The organism is Paenibacillus terricola (assembly GCF_014779765.1).
Classification (GTDB): Bacteria; Bacillota; Bacilli; order Paenibacillales; family Paenibacillaceae; genus Paenibacillus_T; species Paenibacillus_T terricola.
In genome coordinates, this window is the sequence record NZ_JACXZA010000002.1 from 843,684 (window position 1) to 867,713 (window position 24,030).

28 protein-coding genes and 1 riboswitch are annotated in these 24,030 nt (G+C 47.3%); of the genes, 2 read left to right on the top strand and 26 right to left on the bottom strand.

Going from position 1 to position 24,030, the window contains the following annotated elements:
- Nucleotides 1-19: 19 nt before the first annotated feature.
- The 7 genes from H8B09_RS11185 to H8B09_RS11210 all read right to left on the bottom strand — a co-directional run bounded on the left by H8B09_RS11185 (nt 20) and on the right by H8B09_RS11210 (nt 4,772).
- Nucleotides 20-997: an alpha-ketoacid dehydrogenase subunit beta gene (locus tag H8B09_RS11185; protein ID WP_191203567.1), complete on the bottom strand. Its 978-nt coding sequence runs from the start codon at nt 995-997 to the stop codon at nt 20-22.
- 276 nt (nt 998-1,273) lie between these two features.
- Nucleotides 1,274-1,450 carry a hypothetical protein gene (locus H8B09_RS11190; protein ID WP_191203568.1) on the bottom strand — a complete coding sequence of 59 codons (177 nt, stop codon included), beginning with the start codon at nt 1,448-1,450 and terminating at the stop codon, nt 1,274-1,276.
- Between the two features lie 20 nt (nt 1,451-1,470).
- Nucleotides 1,471-1,671 (bottom strand): DUF6199 family natural product biosynthesis protein, encoded by a 201-nt coding sequence (locus tag H8B09_RS31220; protein WP_397376057.1) that lies wholly within the window; start codon nt 1,669-1,671, stop codon nt 1,471-1,473.
- Nucleotides 1,672-1,871: 200 nt separating this feature from the next.
- The gene (locus H8B09_RS11195; RefSeq protein ID WP_191203569.1) at nt 1,872-2,630 is read right to left on the bottom strand and encodes an alpha/beta fold hydrolase; all 759 of its coding nucleotides are present in this window, start codon (nt 2,628-2,630) and stop codon (nt 1,872-1,874) included.
- A gap of 35 nt (nt 2,631-2,665) precedes the next feature.
- Nucleotides 2,666-2,920, bottom strand: a complete 255-nt coding sequence (locus H8B09_RS11200) for a hypothetical protein (RefSeq protein ID WP_191203570.1) — start codon at nt 2,918-2,920, stop codon at nt 2,666-2,668.
- Between the two features lie 71 nt (nt 2,921-2,991).
- Entirely contained in the window at nt 2,992-3,384 is a 393-nt protein-coding gene (locus H8B09_RS11205; protein ID WP_318152585.1) for a VOC family protein, read from the bottom strand.
- 89 nt (nt 3,385-3,473) lie between these two features.
- Complete coding sequence (locus H8B09_RS11210) at nt 3,474-4,772, bottom strand: glycosyltransferase (protein WP_191203571.1); 1,299 nt, start codon at nt 4,770-4,772, stop codon at nt 3,474-3,476.
- Nucleotides 4,773-4,908: 136 nt separating this feature from the next.
- Here H8B09_RS11210 and H8B09_RS11215 point away from each other — a divergent pair, with 136 nt between their 5' ends.
- Nucleotides 4,909-7,407, top strand: a complete 2,499-nt coding sequence (locus tag H8B09_RS11215; protein WP_191203572.1) for a choice-of-anchor A family protein — start codon at nt 4,909-4,911, stop codon at nt 7,405-7,407.
- Between the two features lie 149 nt (nt 7,408-7,556).
- On the opposite strand, the gene H8B09_RS11220 is transcribed toward H8B09_RS11215, so the two are convergent.
- The 15 genes from H8B09_RS11220 to H8B09_RS11290 form a co-directional block, all read right to left on the bottom strand.
- The gene (locus H8B09_RS11220) at nt 7,557-7,886 is read right to left on the bottom strand and encodes an antibiotic biosynthesis monooxygenase family protein (protein ID WP_191203573.1); all 330 of its coding nucleotides are present in this window, start codon (nt 7,884-7,886) and stop codon (nt 7,557-7,559) included.
- Nucleotides 7,887-8,037: 151 nt separating this feature from the next.
- Nucleotides 8,038-8,571, bottom strand: coding sequence for a P-loop nucleotide/nucleoside kinase family protein (locus tag H8B09_RS11225; protein WP_191203574.1), 534 nt, complete (start codon nt 8,569-8,571; stop codon nt 8,038-8,040).
- A 37-nt stretch (nt 8,572-8,608) separates the two neighbouring features.
- Nucleotides 8,609-8,998 (bottom strand): cytidine/deoxycytidylate deaminase family protein, encoded by a 390-nt coding sequence (locus H8B09_RS11230; protein WP_191203575.1) that lies wholly within the window; start codon nt 8,996-8,998, stop codon nt 8,609-8,611.
- Between the two features lie 99 nt (nt 8,999-9,097).
- Nucleotides 9,098-9,367, bottom strand: coding sequence for a CD3324 family protein (locus H8B09_RS11235; protein ID WP_224753468.1), 270 nt, complete (start codon nt 9,365-9,367; stop codon nt 9,098-9,100).
- Nucleotide 9,368: 1 nt separating this feature from the next.
- Nucleotides 9,369-10,286, bottom strand: a complete 918-nt coding sequence (locus H8B09_RS11240; RefSeq protein ID WP_191203577.1) for a hypothetical protein — start codon at nt 10,284-10,286, stop codon at nt 9,369-9,371.
- A gap of 153 nt (nt 10,287-10,439) precedes the next feature.
- Nucleotides 10,440-11,150 carry an IMP cyclohydrolase gene (locus H8B09_RS11245; RefSeq protein WP_191203578.1) on the bottom strand — a complete coding sequence of 237 codons (711 nt, stop codon included), beginning with the start codon at nt 11,148-11,150 and terminating at the stop codon, nt 10,440-10,442.
- A gap of 60 nt (nt 11,151-11,210) precedes the next feature.
- A riboswitch (ZMP/ZTP riboswitch) is annotated at nt 11,211-11,289 on the bottom strand.
- A gap of 47 nt (nt 11,290-11,336) precedes the next feature.
- Nucleotides 11,337-11,555, bottom strand: coding sequence for a hypothetical protein (locus H8B09_RS11250; protein WP_191203579.1), 219 nt, complete (start codon nt 11,553-11,555; stop codon nt 11,337-11,339).
- Between the two features lie 27 nt (nt 11,556-11,582).
- The gene (locus H8B09_RS11255) at nt 11,583-12,812 is read right to left on the bottom strand and encodes a Ger(x)C family spore germination protein (RefSeq protein ID WP_191203580.1); all 1,230 of its coding nucleotides are present in this window, start codon (nt 12,810-12,812) and stop codon (nt 11,583-11,585) included.
- 4 nt (nt 12,813-12,816) lie between these two features.
- Nucleotides 12,817-13,917 (bottom strand): GerAB/ArcD/ProY family transporter, encoded by a 1,101-nt coding sequence (locus tag H8B09_RS11260; protein WP_191203581.1) that lies wholly within the window; start codon nt 13,915-13,917, stop codon nt 12,817-12,819.
- A 42-nt stretch (nt 13,918-13,959) separates the two neighbouring features.
- Nucleotides 13,960-15,438, bottom strand: coding sequence for a spore germination protein (locus H8B09_RS11265; protein ID WP_191203582.1), 1,479 nt, complete (start codon nt 15,436-15,438; stop codon nt 13,960-13,962).
- 185 nt (nt 15,439-15,623) lie between these two features.
- Complete coding sequence (locus tag H8B09_RS11270) at nt 15,624-15,803, bottom strand: hypothetical protein (RefSeq protein ID WP_191203583.1); 180 nt, start codon at nt 15,801-15,803, stop codon at nt 15,624-15,626.
- Nucleotides 15,804-15,957: 154 nt separating this feature from the next.
- Nucleotides 15,958-16,836, bottom strand: a complete 879-nt coding sequence (locus H8B09_RS11275; RefSeq protein ID WP_191203584.1) for an AraC family transcriptional regulator — start codon at nt 16,834-16,836, stop codon at nt 15,958-15,960.
- A gap of 69 nt (nt 16,837-16,905) precedes the next feature.
- Complete coding sequence (locus H8B09_RS11280; protein ID WP_191203585.1) at nt 16,906-17,664, bottom strand: DUF5694 domain-containing protein; 759 nt, start codon at nt 17,662-17,664, stop codon at nt 16,906-16,908.
- A gap of 383 nt (nt 17,665-18,047) precedes the next feature.
- Nucleotides 18,048-18,251, bottom strand: a complete 204-nt coding sequence (locus tag H8B09_RS11285; protein ID WP_191203586.1) for a hypothetical protein — start codon at nt 18,249-18,251, stop codon at nt 18,048-18,050.
- 14 nt (nt 18,252-18,265) lie between these two features.
- Entirely contained in the window at nt 18,266-18,736 is a 471-nt protein-coding gene (locus H8B09_RS11290; RefSeq protein WP_191203587.1) for a DUF2231 domain-containing protein, read from the bottom strand.
- Between the two features lie 162 nt (nt 18,737-18,898).
- Here H8B09_RS11290 and H8B09_RS11295 point away from each other — a divergent pair, with 162 nt between their 5' ends.
- The gene (locus H8B09_RS11295) at nt 18,899-19,372 is read left to right on the top strand and encodes a ferritin-like domain-containing protein (protein WP_318152586.1); all 474 of its coding nucleotides are present in this window, start codon (nt 18,899-18,901) and stop codon (nt 19,370-19,372) included.
- Nucleotides 19,373-19,463: 91 nt separating this feature from the next.
- Here the strand turns inward: H8B09_RS11295 and H8B09_RS11300 are convergent, their stop codons facing one another.
- The 4 genes from H8B09_RS11300 to bacA form a co-directional block, all read right to left on the bottom strand.
- Nucleotides 19,464-20,942, bottom strand: coding sequence for an arylsulfotransferase family protein (locus H8B09_RS11300; RefSeq protein WP_224753469.1), 1,479 nt, complete (start codon nt 20,940-20,942; stop codon nt 19,464-19,466).
- 130 nt (nt 20,943-21,072) lie between these two features.
- A complete protein-coding gene (locus H8B09_RS11305) occupies nt 21,073-21,828 on the bottom strand; it encodes a cyclase family protein (RefSeq protein WP_191203589.1) in 756 nt (251 codons plus the stop codon).
- A 120-nt stretch (nt 21,829-21,948) separates the two neighbouring features.
- The gene (locus H8B09_RS11310; protein ID WP_191203590.1) at nt 21,949-23,118 is read right to left on the bottom strand and encodes an MGDG synthase family glycosyltransferase; all 1,170 of its coding nucleotides are present in this window, start codon (nt 23,116-23,118) and stop codon (nt 21,949-21,951) included.
- Nucleotides 23,119-23,135: 17 nt separating this feature from the next.
- Nucleotides 23,136-23,957 carry an undecaprenyl-diphosphate phosphatase gene (bacA, locus tag H8B09_RS11315; protein ID WP_191203591.1) on the bottom strand — a complete coding sequence of 274 codons (822 nt, stop codon included), beginning with the start codon at nt 23,955-23,957 and terminating at the stop codon, nt 23,136-23,138.
- Between the last annotated feature and the right edge of the window lie 73 nt (nt 23,958-24,030).

Consider the following 24,030-nt stretch of genomic DNA (forward strand, 5'->3'; position numbering starts at 1 on the left):
TGCGCTCCCTTTCTCCCTGTTAGAAATCCAATGCTTTCTCCATTCCAGCAGCAATTCGTTCAACGGTCGGCAGCCATTGATTTTCAATTTGTCCGAATGGATAGACGGTATCCGGAGGAGTAATCCGCATGACCGGTGCATCTAGACTTAAGATGGCGCGTTCATTGATCTGAGCGATAACCTCTGCTGCTATACCGGATGTACGCTGCGCTTCTTGGACGACAACGGCACGGTTTGTTTTGCGAATCGATTGCACAATCGTATCTATATCAAGTGGCATCAATGTTCGAAGATCAATAACCTCGACAGTGATCCCTCGCTGCTGTTCCACTTGTTCAGCTGCTCGGACGGACAGCGCGACCATCGCACCGTATGTAATGACCGTTAAGCTGCGGCCTTCTCTAACGATGTTGGCTTTACCAAGCGGAATCAAGTAAGCCTCTTCCGGCACTTCCTCACGATATAAGTGGTACAGCTTCAGATGCTCGAGGAATATGACAGGATCGTTATCAGCTATAGCAGACATCAACAACCCCTTCGCATCATAGGGATTGGAAGGTGCAACAACTTTGATGCCAGGTGTTTGTATCATTAAACCCTCGAGCGAGTCGTTGTGCATCTCCGCCCCGTTGACACCCCCGCCATATGGAATACGGTACGTAATCGGCGCATGATAGCGTCCGCCCGATCGATACCGTAGACGTGCTGCTTGGACAAGCATCTGATCCATCGCTTCAAAGATGAAGCCGATGAATTGAATTTCGACGATCGGACGTAAACCTTGCGTACTCATCCCCACTGCCATGCCACAAATAGCAGATTCCGCGAGCGGAACATCAAATACGCGGTCCTCGCCATACTTCCGCTGCAAGCCCTCTGTTACACGGAACACGCCGCCAACCCCTCCAACATCTTCACCGAAGATCAGTACATCATCGTGAGATGCAAGCGCCGTATCAAGCCCCTGGCGAATCGCCTCTTTCATATTCATAAGCATCTGGACAGCACCACCCATCGATAGAATGTTAATATCTACCTGAGTAATTATATGATACAGGTTATTAAATTGTATATAACAGCAACTTAAATTTGTGATTATTTTCATTAAAATAGATCATTCTGTACCAAAAACAGTTTGGTGAATTAGTGTACAACAGATACGATACAGATCAATGCAACTTTAAAAGAGCCGCATCCTGTGCAGCTCTTGTGCCTTACTTATGATTGGTCCAGTCACATAGACAGCATCGACGGTAATCGTATCATTATCGATCTAAAAGCTTTGATGAACCGGCAGTTTCGTGACTGGGCCATCTTCTTGCAATGCATGAATCGAACCCCCGATCCCTCGGTCCATGTCATTCGTAAACTTCTGAATGTAATACGGGATTAGAAGGACGAGGAGAACAACGAGGATCGACCTTCTCACTATAATGAATACATATTTCATCTTGCTACCCGCCCCTTCAACTAATCGAAACGTCCCCCTATCATTAGCAACAGCCCAATAATGACACCTATCACGCCCCCAACTCTTGCCATTACCTTCGCGGCGTCGCTCGGTTCAGCGTTCTTGAATTGCCATCCATATTTCATACACCAACCAGCTCGTGGAAATACAATGTTCAAAACTCCGATTATGATGACAATGAAGCCGAAGAACCCTACCATGTAATCACCTCACTCATAAGGAGTCGATGTCGTCTGACAGCATCGGTCTCGGGTCATTTGTTAACCCTGATAAATGTTAGACGTATAAAATGGTAAAAAGTAACTGACCAGAGTTGAAAAAGGGAAAACAAAAACAGACCACCTATTGGCAGTCTGTCTGAGGAAACCATTGACTGGCTATATTAACGTGCTAGGCATACTCATTTAACCTGTCCAACACTCGCTAGAAACCGAAGAATCGTATCATTAACCAGAACGGGATATTCCCTTGTCATATGTGGTCGATGACTTCCGCCCGGCACTACATCATACATCGAACCCGCGACAAGTGATGATAACCATCTTACCTTCTCCTCACCGGCATAAGGATCATGCTCCCCTGTGATGAATAACGACGGACATGAGATTGTTCTTAGCTGCTCCTCTGTCAATTGCGGATACAGTCGCCAATCCTGCGCCGATTGCCGCATGAATTGCTGCCAATCTCCTCGATGCGCTTCTTCATGCCGTTCGATCATTTGATTGATCGTATCCTGCCGGTGATGCACCAGCAGCCATTCTGGTTCAAATTGTTCAACGCCATCGGGCTCACATGTTCCGCCTGTCCCGATCGTTGTCAGGGAAGCGACCCTATTCGAATGATTCACAGCGATATATAAGCCGACATTCGCACCAGAGCTGTATCCTACGATATGAGCTTTATCAATGCCAAGTTGATCCATGAATGCGATGATATCGTTAGCGTGACCTGGTGTTGACCATTCCAGATTGCTGCAGCGGGTACGACCATGTCCTCGAAAGTCAGGGAAGTAACAGCTATATTGCTGCTGAAAATCAAGCATCTGACTCGCGAAAGCTAATATCCCGCGGGAGTAATGGCTATGCAAGAAAATGAGCGCTTCCGAAGCGCCCATTTTCTCATAGAACATCTCCATATCATTGATCTGTACATAAGGCATACTCCACTGGCCTCCGTAACCATATGCGGTTCATCTTATTCGATATCTGTGAGCACTTCATTCTCTCGTTTAAGATGATGTTCATCCATTCGCTTGCGAAGCTCAGCAATCTCAATAAGGCGCTTCTCCATCCGTTCCTGCCGCTTAAGCTTAAACTGATTGATAATATCACTTGGTGTCTGAGCATCCAGCAAGTTCAGGAGCGCTTGATCGGTCTCCTGCCTTTGCTCCAATCGTTGCAGCCTATACTTCAATACGACTTCGCTTGTAGTTGGTCTAGATTGCGCCATTGAGAACACCTCCACCATTATTCTATTCAAGGGTGAGATGTGCCACAACTAGACGAATCACAATCCTATGTTCAATCGCTATTCTTATTACCCGAGCCAAAACCGATGACATAGCCGTCAGGATCCTTCACCGAAAACTCCTTCCACACACCCCAATCAAATTCGATCTCGACTGGTTCAGCGGCAATATTCGCGCCATTCGACTTTAGTTCTTCGAATAGTGTGTCGAGCTCGCCATGCGTGCGAACATACGCGTACGTATTCCAATGATTACGGTTAGGACGAACGTCTTCGATCGATTCTGCTTGAATGAGTTTGAAGCCCAATGCGAAGTCATCGCGAATCGCCCAGAAATCATTCACGTCACATCCAAATGCTTCGGAATAATAAGCCTGCGAACGTGCCAGGTCCGATACTAACAATACCGTCAACGAATTTTCGATTCTTGCTTTAACGATTTCCACAGCTAGAACGCTCCTCTATAATATGGAATAATTACCCACTAATAGAATAGCGAATATATGTTCGGTTGTAAACATGAACTTGTAGTTATTTATTCATTTCGATTAATACCTTCCAATAGCGGTTTCAGCTGCTTCTCCCAAATCCTCTTCGGGTTATATTGCTGTCTTGCAATCGTTTTGGCGCGCAGCATCGTCTCTCCCTCCATCCGCTTCGCGATGGCAGCCGCGTGCTCTCGAATATAGGCCTCCTCAGAGGGGTTATATTGCTCCTTCGTCTCATACCCGAAGTTACGGGCATTCCACCTCATGAAATAGGCATTCATCTGTCTTCCCAGCTCTTCCAACGCCGGGACCGCTTCATTCAGTACAATGAAATTGCCCCGAGACGCTGCTTCAAGCACAATAAGTCCGAATGACTCCGAATAAGAGGAACAAATAAACAAATTGCTAAGCCCGAATAATTCCATCACAGCTTGATGTGGTAAACCGTCTGGCCAGCCCTCGTCCGATGTAAAAACCACACCTTTTCCTTCAAGCCCGAAGCGCTCTCCTGCCTGTCGAATTTGTTGCTTATATGCTTCGCTGCTAATATCCATCGACGGGAAATCACAGAACACGATCTTAGCGTCGAGTCCGGTCTCGACAGTCATTGCCCCTACCAAGGCAGCCGCCTTATCGAATTGCTTGCCTGGCGTCAGTCTGCCGGGATAGATCGCTAGAATATCCGGGGTCATCAGATCCACGCGCGATCCCAACTGACGCAGCGCTTCACTGGATTCAGCATATGGATTCCAACTATTCGAGATCACGTGGCACCGTGCCGGATCAATTCCATACTGCCGAGCTAGCGCTGGAAGCCCCGAAGCAGTCGGATAAATATATTCCGTATTCGGCATCGCTTGAAACCTTGCAGACAGCGGCCAATTCGCACGGAACGGCCGTACAGCAGGAAGCGAATGCGTCATCGCGAGGAACCGAAGATGCGGCAGACGCTCCTGAACCTGCCTGATCGCAATATTGTGGACGAGATGCCAACCTTGGTACAGAATATCGTGCATCATGCATACCTCTACATCACGCAGCGCTTCTTCCATACTATCTGCAATAACTGATGTCTCGTCGAAAAAGGTCTCATGCACTCTTCCGAACGACTGCGAATAATCTCGCCAATGGATCTGCTCTCCCCGCAGCCGATTTGTAATGCGCACCCACTCGATTCGTTCATCGAGGTATATGCCTTGGCGCTCAGAATCCGAACAATCCTGACTAACAAGCAGCTTTATGTGGTACCCTGCTTCCAACATCATGTGCAGATGTTCCTCTACAACACTGACAAGCGAATAGGTTTTGGAGAGTCCATTAAACATCGTCAGGATGGCGACTTTCATGTACGCATTCCCCTTCTCATTTGTAGCAGGTCTCGTCGTGCTGAGAACGTTATTATGCGGTTTCTCGGTTTTGTATGCATATTTTGTGTAGATGGCCAATATGGTGAAATGCATGCGTAGAGAGGAGGTTCGGAGGATGGCTTGTGTTAATTTAGGAGTCGCGAACGATTTCAACGTATTCGTTTTCACGGATCATACGCAATCATCGGTTGACTCGGAAGGCCGCGTTGCGGTCGGAGGCAAAGCAACTTATGTAAATTACGCGGTGGGTAGCAGGCTTCCTGTATCCCAAACTAGAGCCGATCTCATTGTTCAAGGCGAAATCGACATTCAGTCAGGCACTAACTTCGCGGGCAATACGATTATTTATCCAACGGGAACGGTCACGGAATACACGATGACTAACAACAATCGTGTGCCGAATCAACCGCTTGTCGGTTCGCCAATCGATTTCCCGGCAGCTCAACGCGATCTGACTGCACTATCCCTTAATTTGTCCGCAATACCACCGAATGGCACAGTAGAGAATAACTTTGGACAGATCGTATTGACGGGAACGGATCCCGAACTAAATATATTCATGTTTAACGGCCTGAATGTTGATGGAGAAGGACTACGGCTTGACACGGCTAACGGAATCAATATCATTGCCCCATTAGGCTCTACCATCATCATTACAATAGGTGGCGAAAATGTAGGGTTCGGCAGCTATGCCATTTTTCGTAACGGCATAACTTCTACACGCTTGGATGCCGCGTTAATCTTATGGAACTTCTTTCAAGCGACAACGGCTTTCAATCAGAATCTGTCCATCACAGGCTCTGTGCTTGCACCTTATGCGAACTGGGAAGCGATTGGCTTCGGCAATATTGATGGCACCATTGTCGCCAACTCCTTATCTAACGCAGGCGGCACGCTGGAAGAGCACAATATCCCATTTGCCGGCTGCTTGCCTGGCAGTGAGACACCTACAAGTTCGACAACGACCTCCACTAGCAGTACGACGTCAACGACTACTCCTGTCCCAACTTCGACGACGAGCACGACAACAACGGAAAGCACCACATCGACTACCTCTTCATCCACCACCAGCTCGGTCACGGTTTCAACCACTAGCAGCTCAACCACGACATCTGCTACAAGCAGCACAAGTTCAACAACGAGCACTTCCTCTTCTACGACAACGCCTATCGTTACTGGACCGAATATTATCGCAAGTAAAACAGCTAATGTTACTAATGTCAATATTGGAGACACGATTACGTATACCATTCAAGCAACCAATATCGGGACCGCTCCAGGCGAAGCGATATTGGCGGAACGTCTCCCTGATCAGATTAAATTCATCCCATCCAGCCTGAGAATCAATGGCGGCAAATTTAGCGGCGTTGATATTACGGAACAGGTCATTATCGGTACGATTGACCCTGGTCAGACTGTAACGATCGAGTTTCAAGTGTTCGTCGCAGGATTTCCCCCAGGCGGTATAATCATCAACACAGGCAGTGTGGTGACAGTCGCACCTGGTACGACTCCAGCTACATGCACGCCTGGCGTCCTTTCAATAGCCGGTTTGCCGAACGTGCCGGCCATACCGGGTCAATTCCTCCCCGTGCTTCCTGTAGTAATTCCAGGCTTTACCCCGCTTCCTGGCGAGTTAATCTCTTTAGCACCGATCGTCACAGCAAGCGGTAAAGTTGTTCTGGCGAATCCCGTCACTGTCCCTGGCGTAACATTGCCGCCTATTCTCGGTGTGACAATACCGCCAATTATAGGAACGATTCAACCAATCGAACTATTGACTGGGATAACGGTTAACCGTACTCCAAGCGTACCGGCGCCAAACCTTATCGTGTTCCAGCCGTTCTTGGATTTCAATCTATTCAATGGCCAGCGTATCACATACAGCTTTTTTATCGTGAATAATGGCAATCTGCCAGCGGTTCGAACGAGGTTCTTGAATAAAGTGGCCAGCAATGCCGTGTTCATTGAGGGAACAGTACGTGTTGGTGATGAACTGCGACTGATGGACGATCCGAACAAAGGCATTAACCTTGGACCAATTCCTGTTCATCAAGGGATAATTGTTCGCTTCGACCTACTGGTCAATGGCGGAACGTCGTTAACGAACAGCTTCAGTGTTATTGCTGACTTCCTCCAATCGAATAACACATTAACGTCCGCAACCTTTCAATCGAAACCCATTACGAATCCGGTTAGGCAGCTGGCTGTATCGAGTAACGCTAGATTTCTCAAAGTGTCATCGGTGCGGACAATTAAAGTCAATGGCACTTACGATTATCGATTTACAATTACCAATCTGTCATCGGAAATTGCCGCAATCAATTCGATCTTCTATGACAATCTGAATCCAGCGTTGGAATACGTCTCTGGAAGCCTTGTCGTAAACGGTGTGCAGCAAGCTGATCCACAGGTCGGTATCAGTCTAGGCACTATTGCTCCTGGCGTTACCGTATCCTTATCGTTCTCCGTTCGCGTCATGTTCGAGCCGGTCGGCGATATTATACCGAACCAGGCCATTCTGTTCTTTGAATTCATTTCGGGTGCTTCTTGCTTCCGCGGAGGTCTGTTCTCCAACCTAAATCAGGTGACGGTCGAGGAAGAGGAAGAGTAATTGGTTAATTATGCAAAAAGGACGATTGCGGTAATCGCAATCGTCCTTTCATTTTGCCTAGATTAAGGTTCAATAATGTCCTATCCGTTCGGACAGCATCATCAAACGCAGACTCGCGGGACCGCGTCGGATTATAATCCAACTTACAGCTACATCTCAAAATAATTGTCTCGTTCCACTTTACACACACGAAGACGATATCGGGAATACCACTTCGACTTTCCTCGCTCCTGCGCGACCTGGTGAAGCGAATGGTCCTTCCAGCTTTTTATCGCGTCCAGCGAGTCCCAATACGACACCGTAATCCCGAGTCCATCCGAATCCCGGCTGCTCTCGACTCCAAGAAATCCTGGCTGGCTGGAAGCGAGCTCGACCATCTTATCAGCCATCACGCCGTAGCCATTATCGCCTTCTGTCCGTTCTGATGTGAAGATTACCGCATAATACGGTGGTTCTGGTGTCTTTGCAATTCCGCTCATATCCCTCATACCTCCATGCATGTATATAATGATTGGTTCATCGTGTATCGCCAAACTCTCCTATCCATCATACAATAGGCAGCCATCTCGATCGATGGATGCCTATTCCACTAACACTATAATTCAACTCATCATCCAATGTTGATTGATCTTAATTATCGATAATGAATTCTCCTTCTCCGCTCGGTTCCTCGAACCCCGAGATGAATCTAGCAAGAAGCTCTTCTGTTATGGGAAATGCTGCGTTCGCATCGAACCGTTCACTGCGAATCTTCAATCGTCGCCTCAGCTCGTCAGGCTGAACACGTAAGTATAACAGCCGCCAGCACCCACCTGCCTCTTCTATGATCTGCTTATACCGATCACGTTCGCGGCGATTCCAGAAGCTAGAGTCAACAACGACGGACTTGTTCTCTTGAATATACGCAACAAGCTGCGATATTAGCCGTTTATGCGCCTCGTCCAAATTAGCGCGATACTGCTCTACGGGATAATCGACGCCATATCGGCCGAACGTTTGCCACACCTCTTCGTCGATCGATAGCCTGTCAAAGCCGTGTGCTTCCAGCTGCTTGGATCGAGTCGTTTTGCCTGCTCCTGCAATGCCGCACATCATAATGACGATTACTCGACCTGCATCCCGTTCGCGGTCGATAAGCTTCAACAGATCATTGGCCTCCGACATATTAACAGCCCCCTCGTCAACGCATGCAGCCTACCCCCTACAAGCACGGGTATGGCAGCAGTTCTGCAATGGTTACTTTCTTGTAACCTTCACCCGTCTGTATAATAACGTTGCATTGAGGTGCAATCTCGGCTATCAACTGACGACAGTTCCCGCAAGGCGACAGCACATTGTGCGGAGCATCCTTACCATACACTGCGACAATACATTCAAACCCCCGTTCGCCTGCTGTAATCGCTGCGCCTAAGGCTATCGCCTCTGCACATGATCCGTGAATGCCGTCCAAATTGACCCCTATGTACACTTTCCCATTCGTACTGCGTACGGCTGCTCCAACGGTATGGTAATACTTCTCGCTGTCGAAGTTCCGCTCAATGATTTGCTCTGCTTGATTAATTAGGTCCAAATCTAGCTTTTCTAGTTCCATATGTTAATCCTCCTGATCTTGCAATAAAAACCACACTTTCAATGGATTAGCCTCTAAGCTTACTCGTTCTGTTTCAGTAGCATGTCTAAAACCATCTGCTTATAGACTCTGCTTTTTGTATATGATGCCGCGTATTCGTTCTTGGCTCAAATTGTATTGTTCCGCGAGTTTATGAACGGGTACGCCGTCAAGATATAGTTGATGTATTTCCTCATTGCGTTTGCTCAGCTCTTCGCGTATTCCCGAGCCCTCCCCCCATTGCTGGCGGGATTGCTGCGGGATATATAGATATTGACCTTCAATGTACTTCTGAATCTCTTTAACTAGCTCATCGGGTAGCACCTTATGGGCGTTCGTATATTTCTTCATGCTAGATAACCTTCGTGAGCCGTACGACATTCGCAACGAATTCATCGAAGCCTTCAGTCGCCAATAGGACGAACAATTGAAAGTCATTCAAGCGCATGTTCGTAGCCACATTACAGATGCCGAGCTGCTTCATGGATGATAGCGCTGCGCGCAAAAGCCTTCTTTTCTCATCAAGCGCTAATTCAAATTGGGGGCGAAAATGTAGGGCGAATCCATTCACATTTTTAATAGGATTACCTACGGGGTCAAGCCTCGCTACTTTATAATGGGCAAAGCCCTGTATCTCGCCGGATGGAGCCTGGAGTGCAATCGCGACCGTGCCCGCGAAAGCTTTGGAGGTGCTTTTCCACTGCACTCTGGTTACACTGTCACCGTCATCCATTAACATTTGCTGCAGAACATCTAAACCGGCTCCTGTAATCGGGACAATGTTCGTCGTATCCAGATGATCCGGTTCTCTCCAGTTATTGAGGAACAAGAGTGCCGATGTTGTAGCATATTCGTCCGACTCAAACCCAAGCTGTTCGAGCATTGAGATTTCCTTGTTGCGAATTTGTCCGAAACGAGTAATGGAAAACGATGAAACTTTGCTTCCGCCTCTAGCTTGAACGAAACTTTCGCATTGCTTAAGTAAAGTTATCAACATGTTATTGTATTGCTCATCTACACCGTAACGAATAAATCCACTTCCGCCTTCCGTTAACGAGACACCCATGAAAGCTTTAATTTCACTGTCGATAACTGCCACATATCCGCGATTGTCATCATCACCGAGATACTCTTCTCCGATTTCCTCAGCGCTCATCACTGTAAAAAGAGGATCCCATACATACCGCCTAGCCGTCTGCTGGACAAGAACCTGTACATCCTGTAAATCATCGGCACTTATTTCGCGAATAACCGTGTCTTTGTTCTGCATGCCTGCTGCCACCTTTATCTTCCAGAATGTTGCTGCATTTGTATTATGACAATCATTCCACCCGCAAGATAGATTAAGGTCAATATAGACGAAAGGTTAAACAATACAAATTCAATCTGGATTATTGCAATCATTCCAAACAACAGCAACCTGTTAGTTCTTAGATAATAAATGCTTATTCCGAATCGCGAACTGAATCCCCTTTGTGCGGACATCAATAAACTTCACCAGAAGCGATATTTTGTTATCCCCATTCAACCGCTCCCAGTAATAATCAGCCGTTTCCTCAATGGATTCCAATATCGGCACTTCGAAAGGTTCTCCTAAGAACGGTTTCAGAATACCATTCTCTTCACTCCGATATGTATGAATACAATGTCCAATGCTTGGCTTGAATGCATTGTAATCAAAGAAATGACGCAAGCATACTGAAGGATCATTATCATGCGTCTTCAGGATAGAGATCGTATATGATTTACTTACCGTATCAATCACTGCTGAGATTCGCGGCGTGTAATGCGGCGAATCCGGCTCAAACTCCCGTGTCATCAGCAACTGTTCAAATGTTCGACCTTGTTGAATGCCCTCATATATCGTATCGGTCTGATCGCCATTACTGACGATATGAATTCCGCACCAATCACGTATCGGATAATAAATAATAAGAGATGGGTCCTCCATCAGCGCAGGTTTGAAAGCAACATTCGAAATGTGATTCCCTTCACTCTCAAACACGCGATTGCGGCTGTTCACACTCCGTCCCATCGTCCAGTACACTTGCACGTAATGGGATGCTAATGGCGTCTGTCCAACAATCAATGTTCTTCCAGGGTAAGGATTAGCGAATAACGAGTCTGCTGACATGTGTAACGCTCCTCTCGAATGGAAAACAAAAAGAGGCAAAAGGATCGGATTGAATCCCTTTACCTCTGCCCAGGCGTCCGGCCACAAACGTTTATGCTCCCCCATGGTTCCCCATGCTTCGCCAGTCACATAAACGTGTTAAGTTATCTTATATACTACCAATGGCAGCCAGATCAGACAACCCCTTCATCCTAACATCTTATCAAATCTCCCGAACAACACACTCATCAATTGAGTCGGACCTGGCAAATGCGGGTTGAACAGCAGGGTTATGGATAGCGCTGTCGATAAAAGCATGATTCCCATAATGACCATTCTGTTCTTCTTCTGTTTGCACTTCCGTAACTCCATGAATAAAATGGCGGCCGAGATCAACATAATGCCGAGGAATGCTGCCGTTTTCATCGATTGTGCCTCCTCATTGATCCATTATTAATGAACGCTTTGACCGGGTACCCCTTGAGGATCTGTGGACTTCCCTGTACTTGTAATGAGGGTATCCACCCGTACATCCACCTTCATGTTCTCGAATGTAGCATCCCAGTTCTCCTTCTGCGATTTCCATTTCCTTGGGTAATGTCGACGGAACTGTATCGAAAATCCGAAAAAATCGGTTTTTAATTGTTTTTGAGAAAGTTTCAGTGCATTTTCCGCTAATTCAGTAAGCTTCTTCTTCCACTGTTCCTCAACCATCGTGTTCTTGTGTGGATCCGTAATCGATCTTGTAGTTGTATTCAATACAACCTCACCCTTTGCGTCTACCTTGATCATCATGCTCCATTCATTGTTTGCGATCCTCGGAGTCAGCGTAGTCCTCATGGAGATCAGACGGATCGAAACAGCTCCCTCGTTCCCATCAAGGTCTATTGGCATGATGATATTATTCAGCTGATTAAGGAGCATTAATACCCCAACGCTCATCGGTTCGGTGACGGTCTTCACATAATGATCCCCTTTGATCAGACTAAGGCCTTTCACATAAGGGTCACTTATAAATTTACTTTGTCCCGACGTAGGCGCCAGAATAAGCATGCGCGAAAGAACGGCGGAACGACTGGGACCTTCAATGGATTGCGCAAGATTCAAGACGGTTACATGTGTTCCTAACTTCAGATTGCCCATCTCTCGCAACGATTCAGCTGAGCTTCGCTCCAGAGGGGGGAGCAGCGCCAATATGTCCCTTGCCTTCTTATCGGTCGAGAATACGTACGCATGCTCTCGGATTTGGGTGAACCGAAGAAAGAAATCAAGGTACTGGTGTAATCCTTGTTTAGAGGCTTGTTCACTTATGACGATAACTTCGCAATGGCCCCAGAACACGTTACGGGAAACCTTTCTCTGCAGTCTGTTCATCGCCTCAGCCACATTGCTTCCGACCGCGGTACGTATCATGGTTACGCCGCTTGAACTGGTTTCACCCGAACTGCTTCCGCCCATTCCACCTCCTGACTTGCGCGGAATAAAGATTTGTGCGGTCATTTCGACTTGGTCTCCTCTGGTATCAACACCGGTTGCAAGAATAATGGCAAGATCATTGACTTCAATTCGATCCCAGCATCCGGCAAGCACCAGGAAGCTGATTAAGGTCAGCGCTTGAAGGGTCCGTTTCCATCTCAGCTTTGCAGGAACTGTCTTAGACTCACTCCCTATACGCTTCGTCATAGGATTAACCTCCTCCCCCCTTCAATAGCTTCCTCATCAAGGCACAGCCGTACAAAAGTACAGGAAAACCGAAAAGAAACATTAAGGTATACAGATTCCCAGAGACGCTCAATAGCTTAGCTATATCTGGATGACCAGATACAACCCAGTAGGAATAGGCTAAACATAAGAATGATAATGGTGCAACAACCGGCTTATAGTCATTTAAACCAAACCATTCCGCCGTCGTTGTTGAGAATATGTAAAGAAAGACGGAGATTTTGACGAAAATACCGAAAATCCAAACGGCTACAATGACAGCTTCAATATGCTGCAGAAAATCAGCGATCGTAATATATCGCGCAGCAATCAACATCGGAAAAGCAAAGCTGTCCGTTAAATCGCCAATCAGGAACAAACAAACGAGATTGGTGACGATCATGGTGATGGTTGTAAACAACAAAGAGCCAATCATCACTTTACCAATTTTGCGTTTGCGATTGACATAAGGCAGTAGGAAAGCGATCACGATATACTCGCTAAACCACGCAGCAGGCGGTATGCTGCCGAGTATGGAAGGAAGCGGTCCGTCCTCGAATAACGGGAGAAACTCTTGAGGCTTCAGCTCTTTTATTAGCAGGAGAAAAGTAAGAAGCAACAACGCAACAATGATGCTAACGAATATTTGTGAGGTTCGACCTACTACCTCTATTCCGAGGCGAACATTAAGTGCACATACAATGACCATCGTCCCCATCACCACGAATAGTGGCGTGCGCGGCAAAACGTTGTTAGCGATAAACTCGCCATACTCTCTAATGATCAATCCCGTCAGATGCGGCAGGTAGAAAAGGTATGCGAGTCCGAACAATTTGCCTGGAAACCATCCCAATATTTGCAGACTGGACTGGATTATCGTCTTATTCGGGTATAAACGATGAATGCCTAGACTTATTCCAATAACAACAAGACCTATGGTGGATCCCCACAACGGCGAAAGCCACATATCGTGCCCGGCATAGTGCATGGTCATGCTAGGGGCAGATAAGATAGAGGTAGCGAGTATGGTCGGCAGCAGCAGAATGGCCAGTTGAACTTCAGAAATTCGTCCCTTATCGGTTAACATGCGTACTTTCTCCTCCCCTTGATCACAGCTGCAATGCTCTGCCTAATTAACGTGTTCCTCCACGTCGTGACACCGCTGGACTTTGTTAACCCCTTGTGCCGAAGCTGGAGCAAAGGGCGACAGATAGGACATGCCAAATGATCGCAGGCTGCTTAGATGGATCACAATCACAATGACGCCAAGCATCATCCCAACTAGCCCAAGCGTGCCTGCCAGTATCATGATCGGGAATCTGAGTAGTCGCGAAACAATACCTGCTGCATACCTGGGGATCATGAACGAAGCGATCCCGGTCAACGCAACGATAATCACCATCGGAGCGGATACGATACCTGCCGAAGTAGCAGCTTGTCCGATAATGAGCGCTCCGACAATGCTGACAGCAGCGCCAACCTGCTTGGGCAGCCGAACCCCCGCCTCTCTAAGCGCTTCGAATGCGATTTCCATGATCATCGCTTCCACCAATGCCGGGAACGGAATCTCTTCCCTTGCTCTAGAGATGCTCAGCAGCAGCACCGTTGGAATCATTTCCTGATGATAAGTCGTTATAGCTACATAAGCGGATGGCAGCATAACGGAAATGACAGCGAATATGTATCTCAACCATCGAACAAACAGACTCATATATCGGTTCTCGTAATAATCTTCCGGAGATTGGAGCATCGAGAAAATCGATACAGGAGCAACCAGACTGAAAGGCGTTCCATCAATGATGAGCGCAAAGCGCCCCTCAAGAAGGTTGGCTGCGACGACATCCGGCCGTTCTGTCGATATCATCTGCGGAAATGGTGAGTACTGCGCGTCCGCAATCCCTTTTTCGATATAATAGCTTTCCATAACGCCTTTTAACTTCAGCTTGCGTAATCTTGATTGGACTTCCTTTATTAATGCAGGATCAATGATACCCTCAACATAAGCGAGAACGATTTCTGTGTTTGTGTACTGCCCTTGTGTCGAAGAAATGAGTTTCAATGAGGGAGTTTTCATTCGTTTGCGTAAGAGAGAAAGGTTGACACTTAAATTTTCAGTAAACCCTTCTCTAGGTCCGCGGACAGTCGACTCCGCTGTAGGCTCTTCAACTGCACGTGATGTTGATTTGGGCAGTGAATAAGCTCTGCCTATCGGCTGTTCCTCCAGCAGCAGAAGAGCTTGTCCGTTCAGAATCGCATGAATAGCTTGATCGATCGTACAGACGTTCTGGATGGAAGACATAGGAACATGTAGACCTGTATTGGAAGCTGAGGAGTTATATCCCTCTGACTTAAATGAAGCTGTATCCGCATCAGATTTGCTGGAAAAGTCGTCCCCCAACATAGGAGACAGCAGTTGTCTCTCAAGTCGTTCGGTATCGCACAAGCTGCTGCAATATACACATAATGCGGACAAATGATTTCCGGTATGGAAGCCATGAAAAATAATATCTGCGTTATCGCCCAAGACTTCCTGAAGCAAGGCATGGTTCGTGGCAAGATTGGGTGTGAATTGTTCTTTGCAATCTGCTTTATTATTTATTGGCTCCATCGCCCACCCTCGCTTCCCGCAATTGGATATATAAGGCATCATTAGGTTTTTCCCAATATGTAGTAATTATGCATAAGAGCCCGCGAGTTAGGCTTCGTCGACTTTGACTATTCCAAACACATCAAAAAAAAAGACACTCAGAAGCTGGTCGGCTCCCAAGTGTTTCGTTAACTTCCTTCATTCAACTAAAACTCCATCCAAATAAACTCTGCAACGGACAAACATAAGGCGATTGCGTTACCTACAATAAAGAACCATTTGCGCACTCGTCTGCTCATCGGCTCCATCTCCACGACCATTTGCCATATGATAATGCCGTTGATGACAATGAAAATGATGAGTGCTAACCATAAATTTGGTGACATTTCGTTGATTCCTCACTTAATCCATTATATTATTGGTATTATATCCATAATAATCATATTGCTAGAACTGGTCTAGCATTTTCATAAATACAAATAGCAGTACCTGCATCCCATCCGGGGATTTAGGTACTGCTGATTAAGACAATTAAGTCTACTACATGACCTTCACAACGGGTACCCAGTACTCAACCTCATCGCACTTCGTGTACACTTGCTTCTCCGCGCCAAGCTTTACTTCTGCTCCGCCAACTTGTATTGTCGGCCCCTTCGCCTGCTCATAGCCGGATGTCGGGAACCATTCGCCATAGATGCTGTGCCACGTCCCATGCTCCCAGGGAGCCTGAATTTCAAATACGACCCAAGTGTGGGCTGGCACCTTCAACGAAGTTAAATTAGGCGGACAAGGCTGAGATGAGGCCACACCAAACAAATATTCAAATTCATTGCCTACCTGCTCTCCGACCTGATAATCGACATGCAGAATCCCCGACGGTTGTACATCATTCAGTGCTAGCATCTGGTCGTACGTCCGTTGATCCGTATCCCTCCATACTTGCAGCATGCCTGGATGATCGCCTTCCGGCACAGGCACCACATGATTGGAAACGCCAATCAACTGAAAGGCTTCCTTCTGTTCAATCCGATACTTCATAGGATTTCGTCCCCCTATCGATAGTCGGAAGGTCATCGGCGGATACGCTTTGAGCGAACGGCTGCTTACGCGCGCTTCGGATGGCGTCATGCCGTGCATGCTCTGGAAGGCGCGTGTAAAAGCATCCGGCGATTGATAGCCGTATTTAACCGCTATATCAATTACTTTCAGTGAACGATCCTGAAGCTCTAATGCAGCCAGCGTGAGCCTCCTTCGGCGAATGTATTCCTGCAGCGGAATGCCCGCAAGGAACGAGAACATGCGTTTAAAGTGGTACACCGAACAATACGCTCGTCTTGCAATTTCATTCTCGTCCACTTCATATTCCAAGTTCTGCTCAATGAATGCGAGTGCATTGTTCAACTGGTTCAGCGTATTCATGCTATGCCCTCCATTAAGTTAGAATGGCTATCGGCCTCGACCCCAGCCATTTGTTACAAATTCTTTTATTTATTGCAAGTAATCGTAGGCCAACTCCAGTTCAAACAATCCACTTTCTTCGATAAACTGGGATACTATCTGAACATGTGCGCTACCGACGATCAGCAAAACTCGGTCATCGCTGGAATCAACGATTCGAGCAAGATTAGAGAACAAAATCAAGTTTCGTTGGTACCACCAGATCAGCCATTCCATCCCTATGTATTGATCCCAATCCCCGATGCGTGCCATGTTGACATACATCATATGATGCTGTTTAACTTGGAATGGCTCATTACATTCACGGTACATATCTAGTATGGTTCGATAGGAACCTTCGTCTTCATTCGAATAGGTACGATGCAGCCAGCCGAATATTGACTCGAACAGCTCTGGCTGATGCTCCTTGGCCCATTCGTAGACATCTCCTGACCCCCTCGTACTTGCTCCCTGCTCCATCCAATCAATACAATAGACCTTCCTATGCATTAGCTCTGAAGCAATCCGGAAGCCCACCTGGTAAATTTCATTCACTCGTAGTTCGCAGCTCCCAGCTAGGTACTGCTCATACTGTCCATTAATTATCTCGCTGTTTCTCGTCTCGACCTCAAGTGCCAGCTTAGTCGGACGATATCGCTTCATTCGCTCGACTACTTCCGATATTTCTTGTTGCCGTTTGTCCGTTAAGATATCTTGCAGCTGATGGCTGAAGAGATCGTTTGTCGGACCCATGTGAAATGTACCAAGTATCATGAGCTTAGGTTTCTTGGATTCATTAAACCAGACCATTGCTTCACCTCGTATGAATGTAATCACAGCTCTCATCCATAGATTATCAGGCAACAGGTCGAGACGACCGACTATTCCGTTGCAATTGCTGCAGGATAACTTGGTCATGCATGGAATTGTAATGACATGAGGCAAATAGGTAACACAGTTAGATTGGCTAAGGAGGAATGTGTTCTAATGGAGATTACCATTTCATAAGCCTTGAAGACAGATGCTCCGCTCATATTAGCTTTACAAAAAATCGCTTATCGGAGCGAATTGTACCCGAAAACCCGTTATGAATTATTCACGGGCTTTAAGAGTGTTCGTAATATTGCTTTATATGAGAAGCTAGGCTATCACATCTTTCACGAACGTGTGATTACATCCCATTTTAGCCTAATTTATCTGGAGAAGAAAAGCATATAAATGGTATCAACAAAGAGCAGCCGAATCGAATTCGACTGCTCTTCGTTCAGAACCCCCACCGTTTGAATTTGGCTGAGGCTGATGCCATATTCTTGTCCACCCACAAGTTCCAATTCGAATGGCGGCAGCCCGTTGTAACGGGTAACGACATCTCGCGCCGGCCCAGTTAAGCTGTCCACGCACACGTAAACGGCTAATTGTCCTTTTTTATCGGCGGATTGACTTCGATTCCATTCACTTTAACGCCAATTCCGTTATCATACACCATTTTGCCGCCGTAATAGCCCGTGCCAAGCACTAAGCCACATGCTGCGATCGCTACAACCAAATAAATAGCTAATGCTGCGCGTACAAGTTTATCTCTTCCGCGGAACAACATGTATAATCTCGCAATCACAAGCAGTGTAACGACCCAGGCGGTTACATCGGCAAGCGTACTATGAATATCCAAATACGTTGTATTGCCTCTTGAATCATCCTCCGGACCGGTCGCCACAGACAACCATGCGGCACATGCCGCCGTCATCCAAATCCACAGACCTTGTCTTAATGGAAGCTGTTTGCGTGAAAAAGCCAGTATTAAATCGTAAATCACGCCTGCCGTAATAAGTGCGATCGGAAAATGAACCAGTATTGGATGCAGGTGACTCGTAATTTCGTTCACAATCCTCTTCCTCCTTCGTTATTGGTTACACCTTATTGAAAGAATAGCATCCATTTATTTATTTTTTCTTAACTGATTCTGTAGGTAAGATTAAGCTGCACTCGGACGACGGCACATGCATAGAAATAGGTTAGCACCTAGCTGATGTATGGGAGGAAATGAATGATGTATTGGGGTTACTCAACCGCTTATCGGCAGTCTTTCCAGCCAATATGGCAAACGACTTTCCAGCAAGCGCTGGCGATGATTCGCAGTGCTGTGCAAGGTGAACGCCATGATGAGCTGTTCTATGAAGAGTTGATTCGACTCGCGCCCGATCAGATGCAGCGCAATATCATTGCTTCGATTCGAGACGATGAGCGCGGTCACAATCAAATGTTCAGAAGCATGTATAAGGAATTAACGGGTCAGGAGATTGGACCATCACCTGAAGTTCCTTTCCAGAAACCGGTCTCCTACTTGGACGGCATCGTGTCGGCTCTCTTCGGTGAACTGTCTGCCGTAGAGAAGTATCGGTCGATCTGGTCCGGTCTTCCCGCTGGCGTATATCAGAATACGCTGCTCGGCATTATACTGGACGAACAAAAACATGCAGCCAAATACAATTACTTGTTCGCCTTGAATCAGAAGCGATAAGCAGCGCGAATGAAAAAGGGTCCTATATGTGAACGCCACATCGGACCCTTTTCGTGCGTTGTTGCCGCCTATTACAGCAACTCCGTTCTTGCTATTCGTCATCGTCATGCTCGCCTTTCACGACGAGCGAAGTTCCAATCACATGCCCGGTCCGATCCAGTGCTTTCACTTGAAAGAAAGGCCCTTCGGAGAAGACCGTTATTTCCGTTTCGAATCCCGTTTGTGCTGCATGATCGACAATAACTTGAAGACAATCCAATGCTGTACCGGCCAGTACCTTCCAAGCGACGGTTTCTGTCGAGCCGTTCCACGATACGAATAACGAAGCGACTTCATCCGATATATGGACAACTAGATTAGGTGGGTTAAGCGGAAGACCGACCCACTCTTTCTTGAATGTGCGATAGGATAAATTCTGGTTCGAATATTGCACTTCATAGAGTAAATTCACGGCTGGATCGTCCGGCGTATTACCAGGTTCGGCAAACTCCGATAAGTATGGATCCTGCCCCCACCCGACGAACTTGTTCCCATTCGGGAGCTGCTGCATGTTGCCTTGGCTGATGACGAACAGAGCTGGATCATGATAATAGGTGCGATCAGCGACCGCCGTCATTTTCTCCATATCAAGTTTTAAGATCAATCCGTGTGCTTGGCTCTGAGGAGGAAAACCTGGCATCCCGCTGTATGCATTATCGAATAAACTGATGCGGTCGCCGGAGCGGTAGCGTGCATCATGCTGCCAAGAGAAAGAGGCATTCGGACCTAGCGTGAAGCTGCTGCGCTTGCCGCCAAGCTGCCAGATGATATTCCCCGTCTTCTTGTCGATGTTGTAGATCGCCCACATATGGCGCATACTGACGAGCAGCGTATCGTTAGGCCCTTCCTCGATCGAATTGACATGGAAGCAATCCCATATTCCGTTCGAGCTTTCGGCGGACGAGGCTGGCACCATCGAATCGGCTGGATTGACATGCGCGAGAACATCCCAGAAGAAGATCAGCTCCCCTGTCTGAAGATCGATCTCTTGAATCGAATGATTATCGAAAAATCCATTGGCCGGTCCGCCGTATGGCGTCAGGTCACCTGGCACCTGTTTTACTCCAATCAACAGAGCGGTATTCCTTCTCGTAATCGTAAACTCATGCAAGTCGGACGTATAGCCGTTCTGAGCCATTACCGTATGCACTAACCGATAGTGTTGATCGAATATCAGATGACGCGCGCCGGGCTCCGCATCGCCATACGGCAAATTCGGATTCGCCGATTGCGTTCCGGAGATGGTCCCTTCCCACATCGTTAGAACAGGTTTGTCTTGATACAGCTGCATGCGGAAATCCGTATTCTGGATGAATCGATTCGGCAGCGGTCTGAACCATATCGGATTGCCTGCCTGATCCATAATCAGCGACCCTGTCTGGCCTATCAGTTCTACCCCAAAGAAAGTGTAAGGTGCGACGAATATAAACCCTGGCGCCGTTCCAGGTTTCTTAACTTTGATCGTTACTTGCATCGGGTGCAAATTCGGAGCTGAGACGAAACTCCATGCGCCATTCACCGTAATCGTCATTATCGCATGTCCCCCTATCGCCTGTTACATCACTCATCTTTAACCTATGTGTATCACATGCCGCACCGATTCATGACATAGAAAAAAGCCGCGAAAACCGCGGCTTGGTTCACCTGTCTCTACATTCCTCTTACTCAAAAATCGCAACCGGACGTGCCCAACCTCCGCTCGCCTTTTCCACTTTGACCGGGAAGCAGCTGATTTTGAACCCAAAGGGCTGCGGCAGTTGATCGAGGTTCGCCAGCTTCTCGATCTGACAGTATTCACGATCTTTGCCTACATAATGCGCAGCCCACAGGACGCCCTCCTTCGGTTCCTTCTTGAACGCTTCGGCCTGTAGATTCAGCGGGATATCCCATCCCCAGCCGTCCGTTCCGACTACTTTGATTCCCTGATCCAACAGCCATACCGTTGCCTCCGCAGTAACCCCTGCGTGCAAGAATGCATAATGCTCGTGATAAAGCCGCTTGTCTGCGTCACTGCGAATAAGGACAATATCGAATGGTTTCAACGTGTAACCGATTCGATCCAACTCTTGTATCAGATCCTCTGTCGTAATCTCGTAACCTGGCGGTTTGCTGCTGAAATCAAGAACAACGCCATCGGAATAAAACCATTCCAACGGCAGCTCGTCGATCGTTCTAGCCGGCTTTCCTTCTGATGTCGGCCAATAATGCCAAGGCGCATCAACATGCGTACCTGCATGTGTGTTCAACGTAACCGTCTCTGTCGCCCACGCCTTTCCTTCTGGGAAATCGGTTGGGTTCAAGCCGAGTATAGCAGCAGCTTGTTTCGCGCCGTCCTCATGACTGGCATATTCAATACGCGCAGGCAGCGGCTCACGGATGTTCGGACTAATCGGTACGCTAAGGTCAATCAATTTCATGTATGACTGCATCTCCCTTATACTCGAATATGAAGTTTCATTAACAACAGACGCATCTATTCTAGTATCCATCCGACGAGTGATGCAACAGTTTTTTCCACTATAGCTGGCCTAGTTCCATTAATTATCAACTAATAACCTGCTACTAATCATCGGGCTAACTGTCTTTCTAGCGAAAGTCGTCATAAATTGACTGATTTCCTGTACCACAATATCGGCTGCATGCAGTTCCTCCGAACGTCTTTCTTGTGCGAAATCTTCCCTCTTGTTAGCTTTCCACGATATTGCTTGTTGAACGGCCTCATGCAGCCCCGTACGGTCCTTAATAATTCGAACAAATCCTCGACTATGCCAATAATCAGCATTGCCTTGCTCTTGTCCAGGAAGCGGTCGGTATACGATGACGGGCAGTCCCATTGCTCTCGCCTCTGCTAATGTAATGCCGCCTGCTTTCGTCACAAGACAAGAGGACACTGCCATCAGCTCTTCAATGGATTCTACGAATCCAACAACGTGAACCTGCGCTGTATGCTTGAATTGCTTCCTCAATGAATGATAAAGCGAATTATTATGACCGCATACGATTACGATTTCCCCAGAATGATGAGCAACAAGGTGATGGATATCTTCACTCACCTTCGTGAATACACCATTGGCACCTGCCATCATGAGGATGATCGGCTTGTCTTCCTTAAGCCCATATTTCCGATACACTTTCGCTGCAGATACTTTGCGAAGAAACGAAGCACGGATCGGGATGCCACTAACGTTGATGCGGTGAGCGGGAACGCCCTGCGCCAGCATCCAAGCTTTCATTTCCTCACTCGCTACAAAATATCGGTCCGTGTTGGGGTGAAGCCATCGCTTATGCATAACATAATCGGTAACAATCGTCATGCTCGCCCATTCCCCCATAACCACGGCATCCATCTCTGCAGCAGCGAGAAATGGAAACGTATGAAGCACCAGATCAGGATTTTCTTGCAATACAATCGCTTTAATTCTCTCCATGCCCATCAAACGAATCCAACGGTTCAGCCGCCCCTCAGCGTCGATCCTATTCGTATAATGATAGATCCATCCATACAGTTTCGGACAATAGATCGAGCCTTGGTGAAAAGCCCATCGGGTCCATGCATTCCACAGCGGGTGCGCCATCGCGAACACATCCAGCATCGAAACTTCGAACTGTCCGGTGTGTTCCAACCGATCTTTCATCGTTCGGGCAACCTGATAGTGACCTTCACCATACTTGGCATAGATGATCAGTATTTTCGGCTTATCACACATTGGCGCACCGCCTCATTTTATTTGAACATCAAGTAGATGAGGAATATGGCTGCCAATATGAATCGATAATAAGCGAACGGCGCCAGCTTGAAACGCTCTAACAGCTTCAAGAATGTAATGACTGCAATAAGCGCAACCACGAATGCAACGACAAACCCGATGGCAAACCAGCTTAAATCGGAGGAAGTTAACGTATCATAACTCTTCAGAAGCTCGTAGCCGCTTGCTGCCACCATCATCGGAATGGCGATTAGGAAAGAGAAATTCGTAGCAGCCCGATACCCGGCACCGGACAGCAAGCCGCCAGCAATCGTCGCTCCGGAGCGGGAGAAGCCCGGCCACAACGCCAGACATTGATAGAGACCAATCTGCAGCGCCTGCTTATACGTTAATTGGTCGATCGCTTCAGCTTGTACATGTGCCTGCCGCCGCTGGCCGATCAACATGAAGATACCGCCTGCCACTAGACCGATTAGTACGGTGTATGGCGAGAACAAGTAATCTTTGATAAAGGAATGAAGGATTAATCCTAACGCCATCGCCGGGAAACAAGCGAGAATCAGGTGAAGCAGATTAAGCCGCTGTGCGGGTTGTCCATTAGCTGCACCACCAGAATCGAGATTCACCACACCAAGCAGACTCAATATCCTCCTCCAGTAGATGACGGCAACAGCCAGAATAGCGCCAAGCTGAATAATAATCTCGAACGTATCCGCTTTATCGCCAGTAAATCCGAGCAGTTTGCCGCTCAAGATAAGGTGGCCGGTCGAGGAGACAGGCAGAAACTCCGTCAATCCTTCAACAATGCCTTGGATCACTGCATTCGCTACATTGTGCATGATTTGCTAACTCTCCTTTGTACGATTAGAAGCTTGTGTACTCAACTGTTACCTACTATAAGGACCATTCCTA

Coding starts and splice junctions, on each gene's coding strand:
- H8B09_RS11295 (WP_318152586.1), top strand. CDS start 18,899: ATGATGTATTGGGGTTACTCAACCGCTTATCGGCAGTCTTTCCAGCCA.
- H8B09_RS11260 (WP_191203581.1), bottom strand. CDS start 13,917: ATGTTAACCGATAAGGGACGAATTTCTGAAGTTCAACTGGCCATTCTG.
- H8B09_RS11250 (WP_191203579.1), bottom strand. CDS start 11,555: ATGAAAACGGCAGCATTCCTCGGCATTATGTTGATCTCGGCCGCCATT.
- H8B09_RS11270 (WP_191203583.1), bottom strand. CDS start 15,803: ATGTCACCAAATTTATGGTTAGCACTCATCATTTTCATTGTCATCAAC.
- H8B09_RS11235 (WP_224753468.1), bottom strand. CDS start 9,367: ATGAAGAAATATACGAACGCCCATAAGGTGCTACCCGATGAGCTAGTT.
- H8B09_RS11215 (WP_191203572.1), top strand. CDS start 4,909: ATGGCTTGTGTTAATTTAGGAGTCGCGAACGATTTCAACGTATTCGTT.
- H8B09_RS11275 (WP_191203584.1), bottom strand. CDS start 16,836: ATGAATACGCTGAACCAGTTGAACAATGCACTCGCATTCATTGAGCAG.
- H8B09_RS11240 (WP_191203577.1), bottom strand. CDS start 10,286: ATGCAGAACAAAGACACGGTTATTCGCGAAATAAGTGCCGATGATTTA.
- H8B09_RS11210 (WP_191203571.1), bottom strand. CDS start 4,772: ATGAAAGTCGCCATCCTGACGATGTTTAATGGACTCTCCAAAACCTAT.
- H8B09_RS11255 (WP_191203580.1), bottom strand. CDS start 12,812: ATGACGAAGCGTATAGGGAGTGAGTCTAAGACAGTTCCTGCAAAGCTG.
- H8B09_RS11280 (WP_191203585.1), bottom strand. CDS start 17,664: ATGGTCTGGTTTAATGAATCCAAGAAACCTAAGCTCATGATACTTGGT.
- H8B09_RS11195 (WP_191203569.1), bottom strand. CDS start 2,630: ATGCCTTATGTACAGATCAATGATATGGAGATGTTCTATGAGAAAATG.
- H8B09_RS11220 (WP_191203573.1), bottom strand. CDS start 7,886: ATGAGCGGAATTGCAAAGACACCAGAACCACCGTATTATGCGGTAATC.
- H8B09_RS11230 (WP_191203575.1), bottom strand. CDS start 8,998: ATGGAACTAGAAAAGCTAGATTTGGACCTAATTAATCAAGCAGAGCAA.
- H8B09_RS11245 (WP_191203578.1), bottom strand. CDS start 11,150: ATGTCAGCAGACTCGTTATTCGCTAATCCTTACCCTGGAAGAACATTG.
- H8B09_RS11225 (WP_191203574.1), bottom strand. CDS start 8,571: ATGTCGGAGGCCAATGATCTGTTGAAGCTTATCGACCGCGAACGGGAT.
- H8B09_RS11310 (WP_191203590.1), bottom strand. CDS start 23,118: ATGTGTGATAAGCCGAAAATACTGATCATCTATGCCAAGTATGGTGAA.
- H8B09_RS11200 (WP_191203570.1), bottom strand. CDS start 2,920: ATGGCGCAATCTAGACCAACTACAAGCGAAGTCGTATTGAAGTATAGG.
- H8B09_RS11185 (WP_191203567.1), bottom strand. CDS start 997: ATGCTTATGAATATGAAAGAGGCGATTCGCCAGGGGCTTGATACGGCG.
- H8B09_RS31220 (WP_397376057.1), bottom strand. CDS start 1,671: ATGGTAGGGTTCTTCGGCTTCATTGTCATCATAATCGGAGTTTTGAAC.
- H8B09_RS11190 (WP_191203568.1), bottom strand. CDS start 1,450: ATGAAATATGTATTCATTATAGTGAGAAGGTCGATCCTCGTTGTTCTC.
- H8B09_RS11300 (WP_224753469.1), bottom strand. CDS start 20,942: ATGACGATTACGGTGAATGGCGCATGGAGTTTCGTCTCAGCTCCGAAT.
- H8B09_RS11265 (WP_191203582.1), bottom strand. CDS start 15,438: ATGGAGCCAATAAATAATAAAGCAGATTGCAAAGAACAATTCACACCC.
- H8B09_RS11305 (WP_191203589.1), bottom strand. CDS start 21,828: ATGAAATTGATTGACCTTAGCGTACCGATTAGTCCGAACATCCGTGAG.
- bacA (WP_191203591.1), bottom strand. CDS start 23,957: ATGCACAATGTAGCGAATGCAGTGATCCAAGGCATTGTTGAAGGATTG.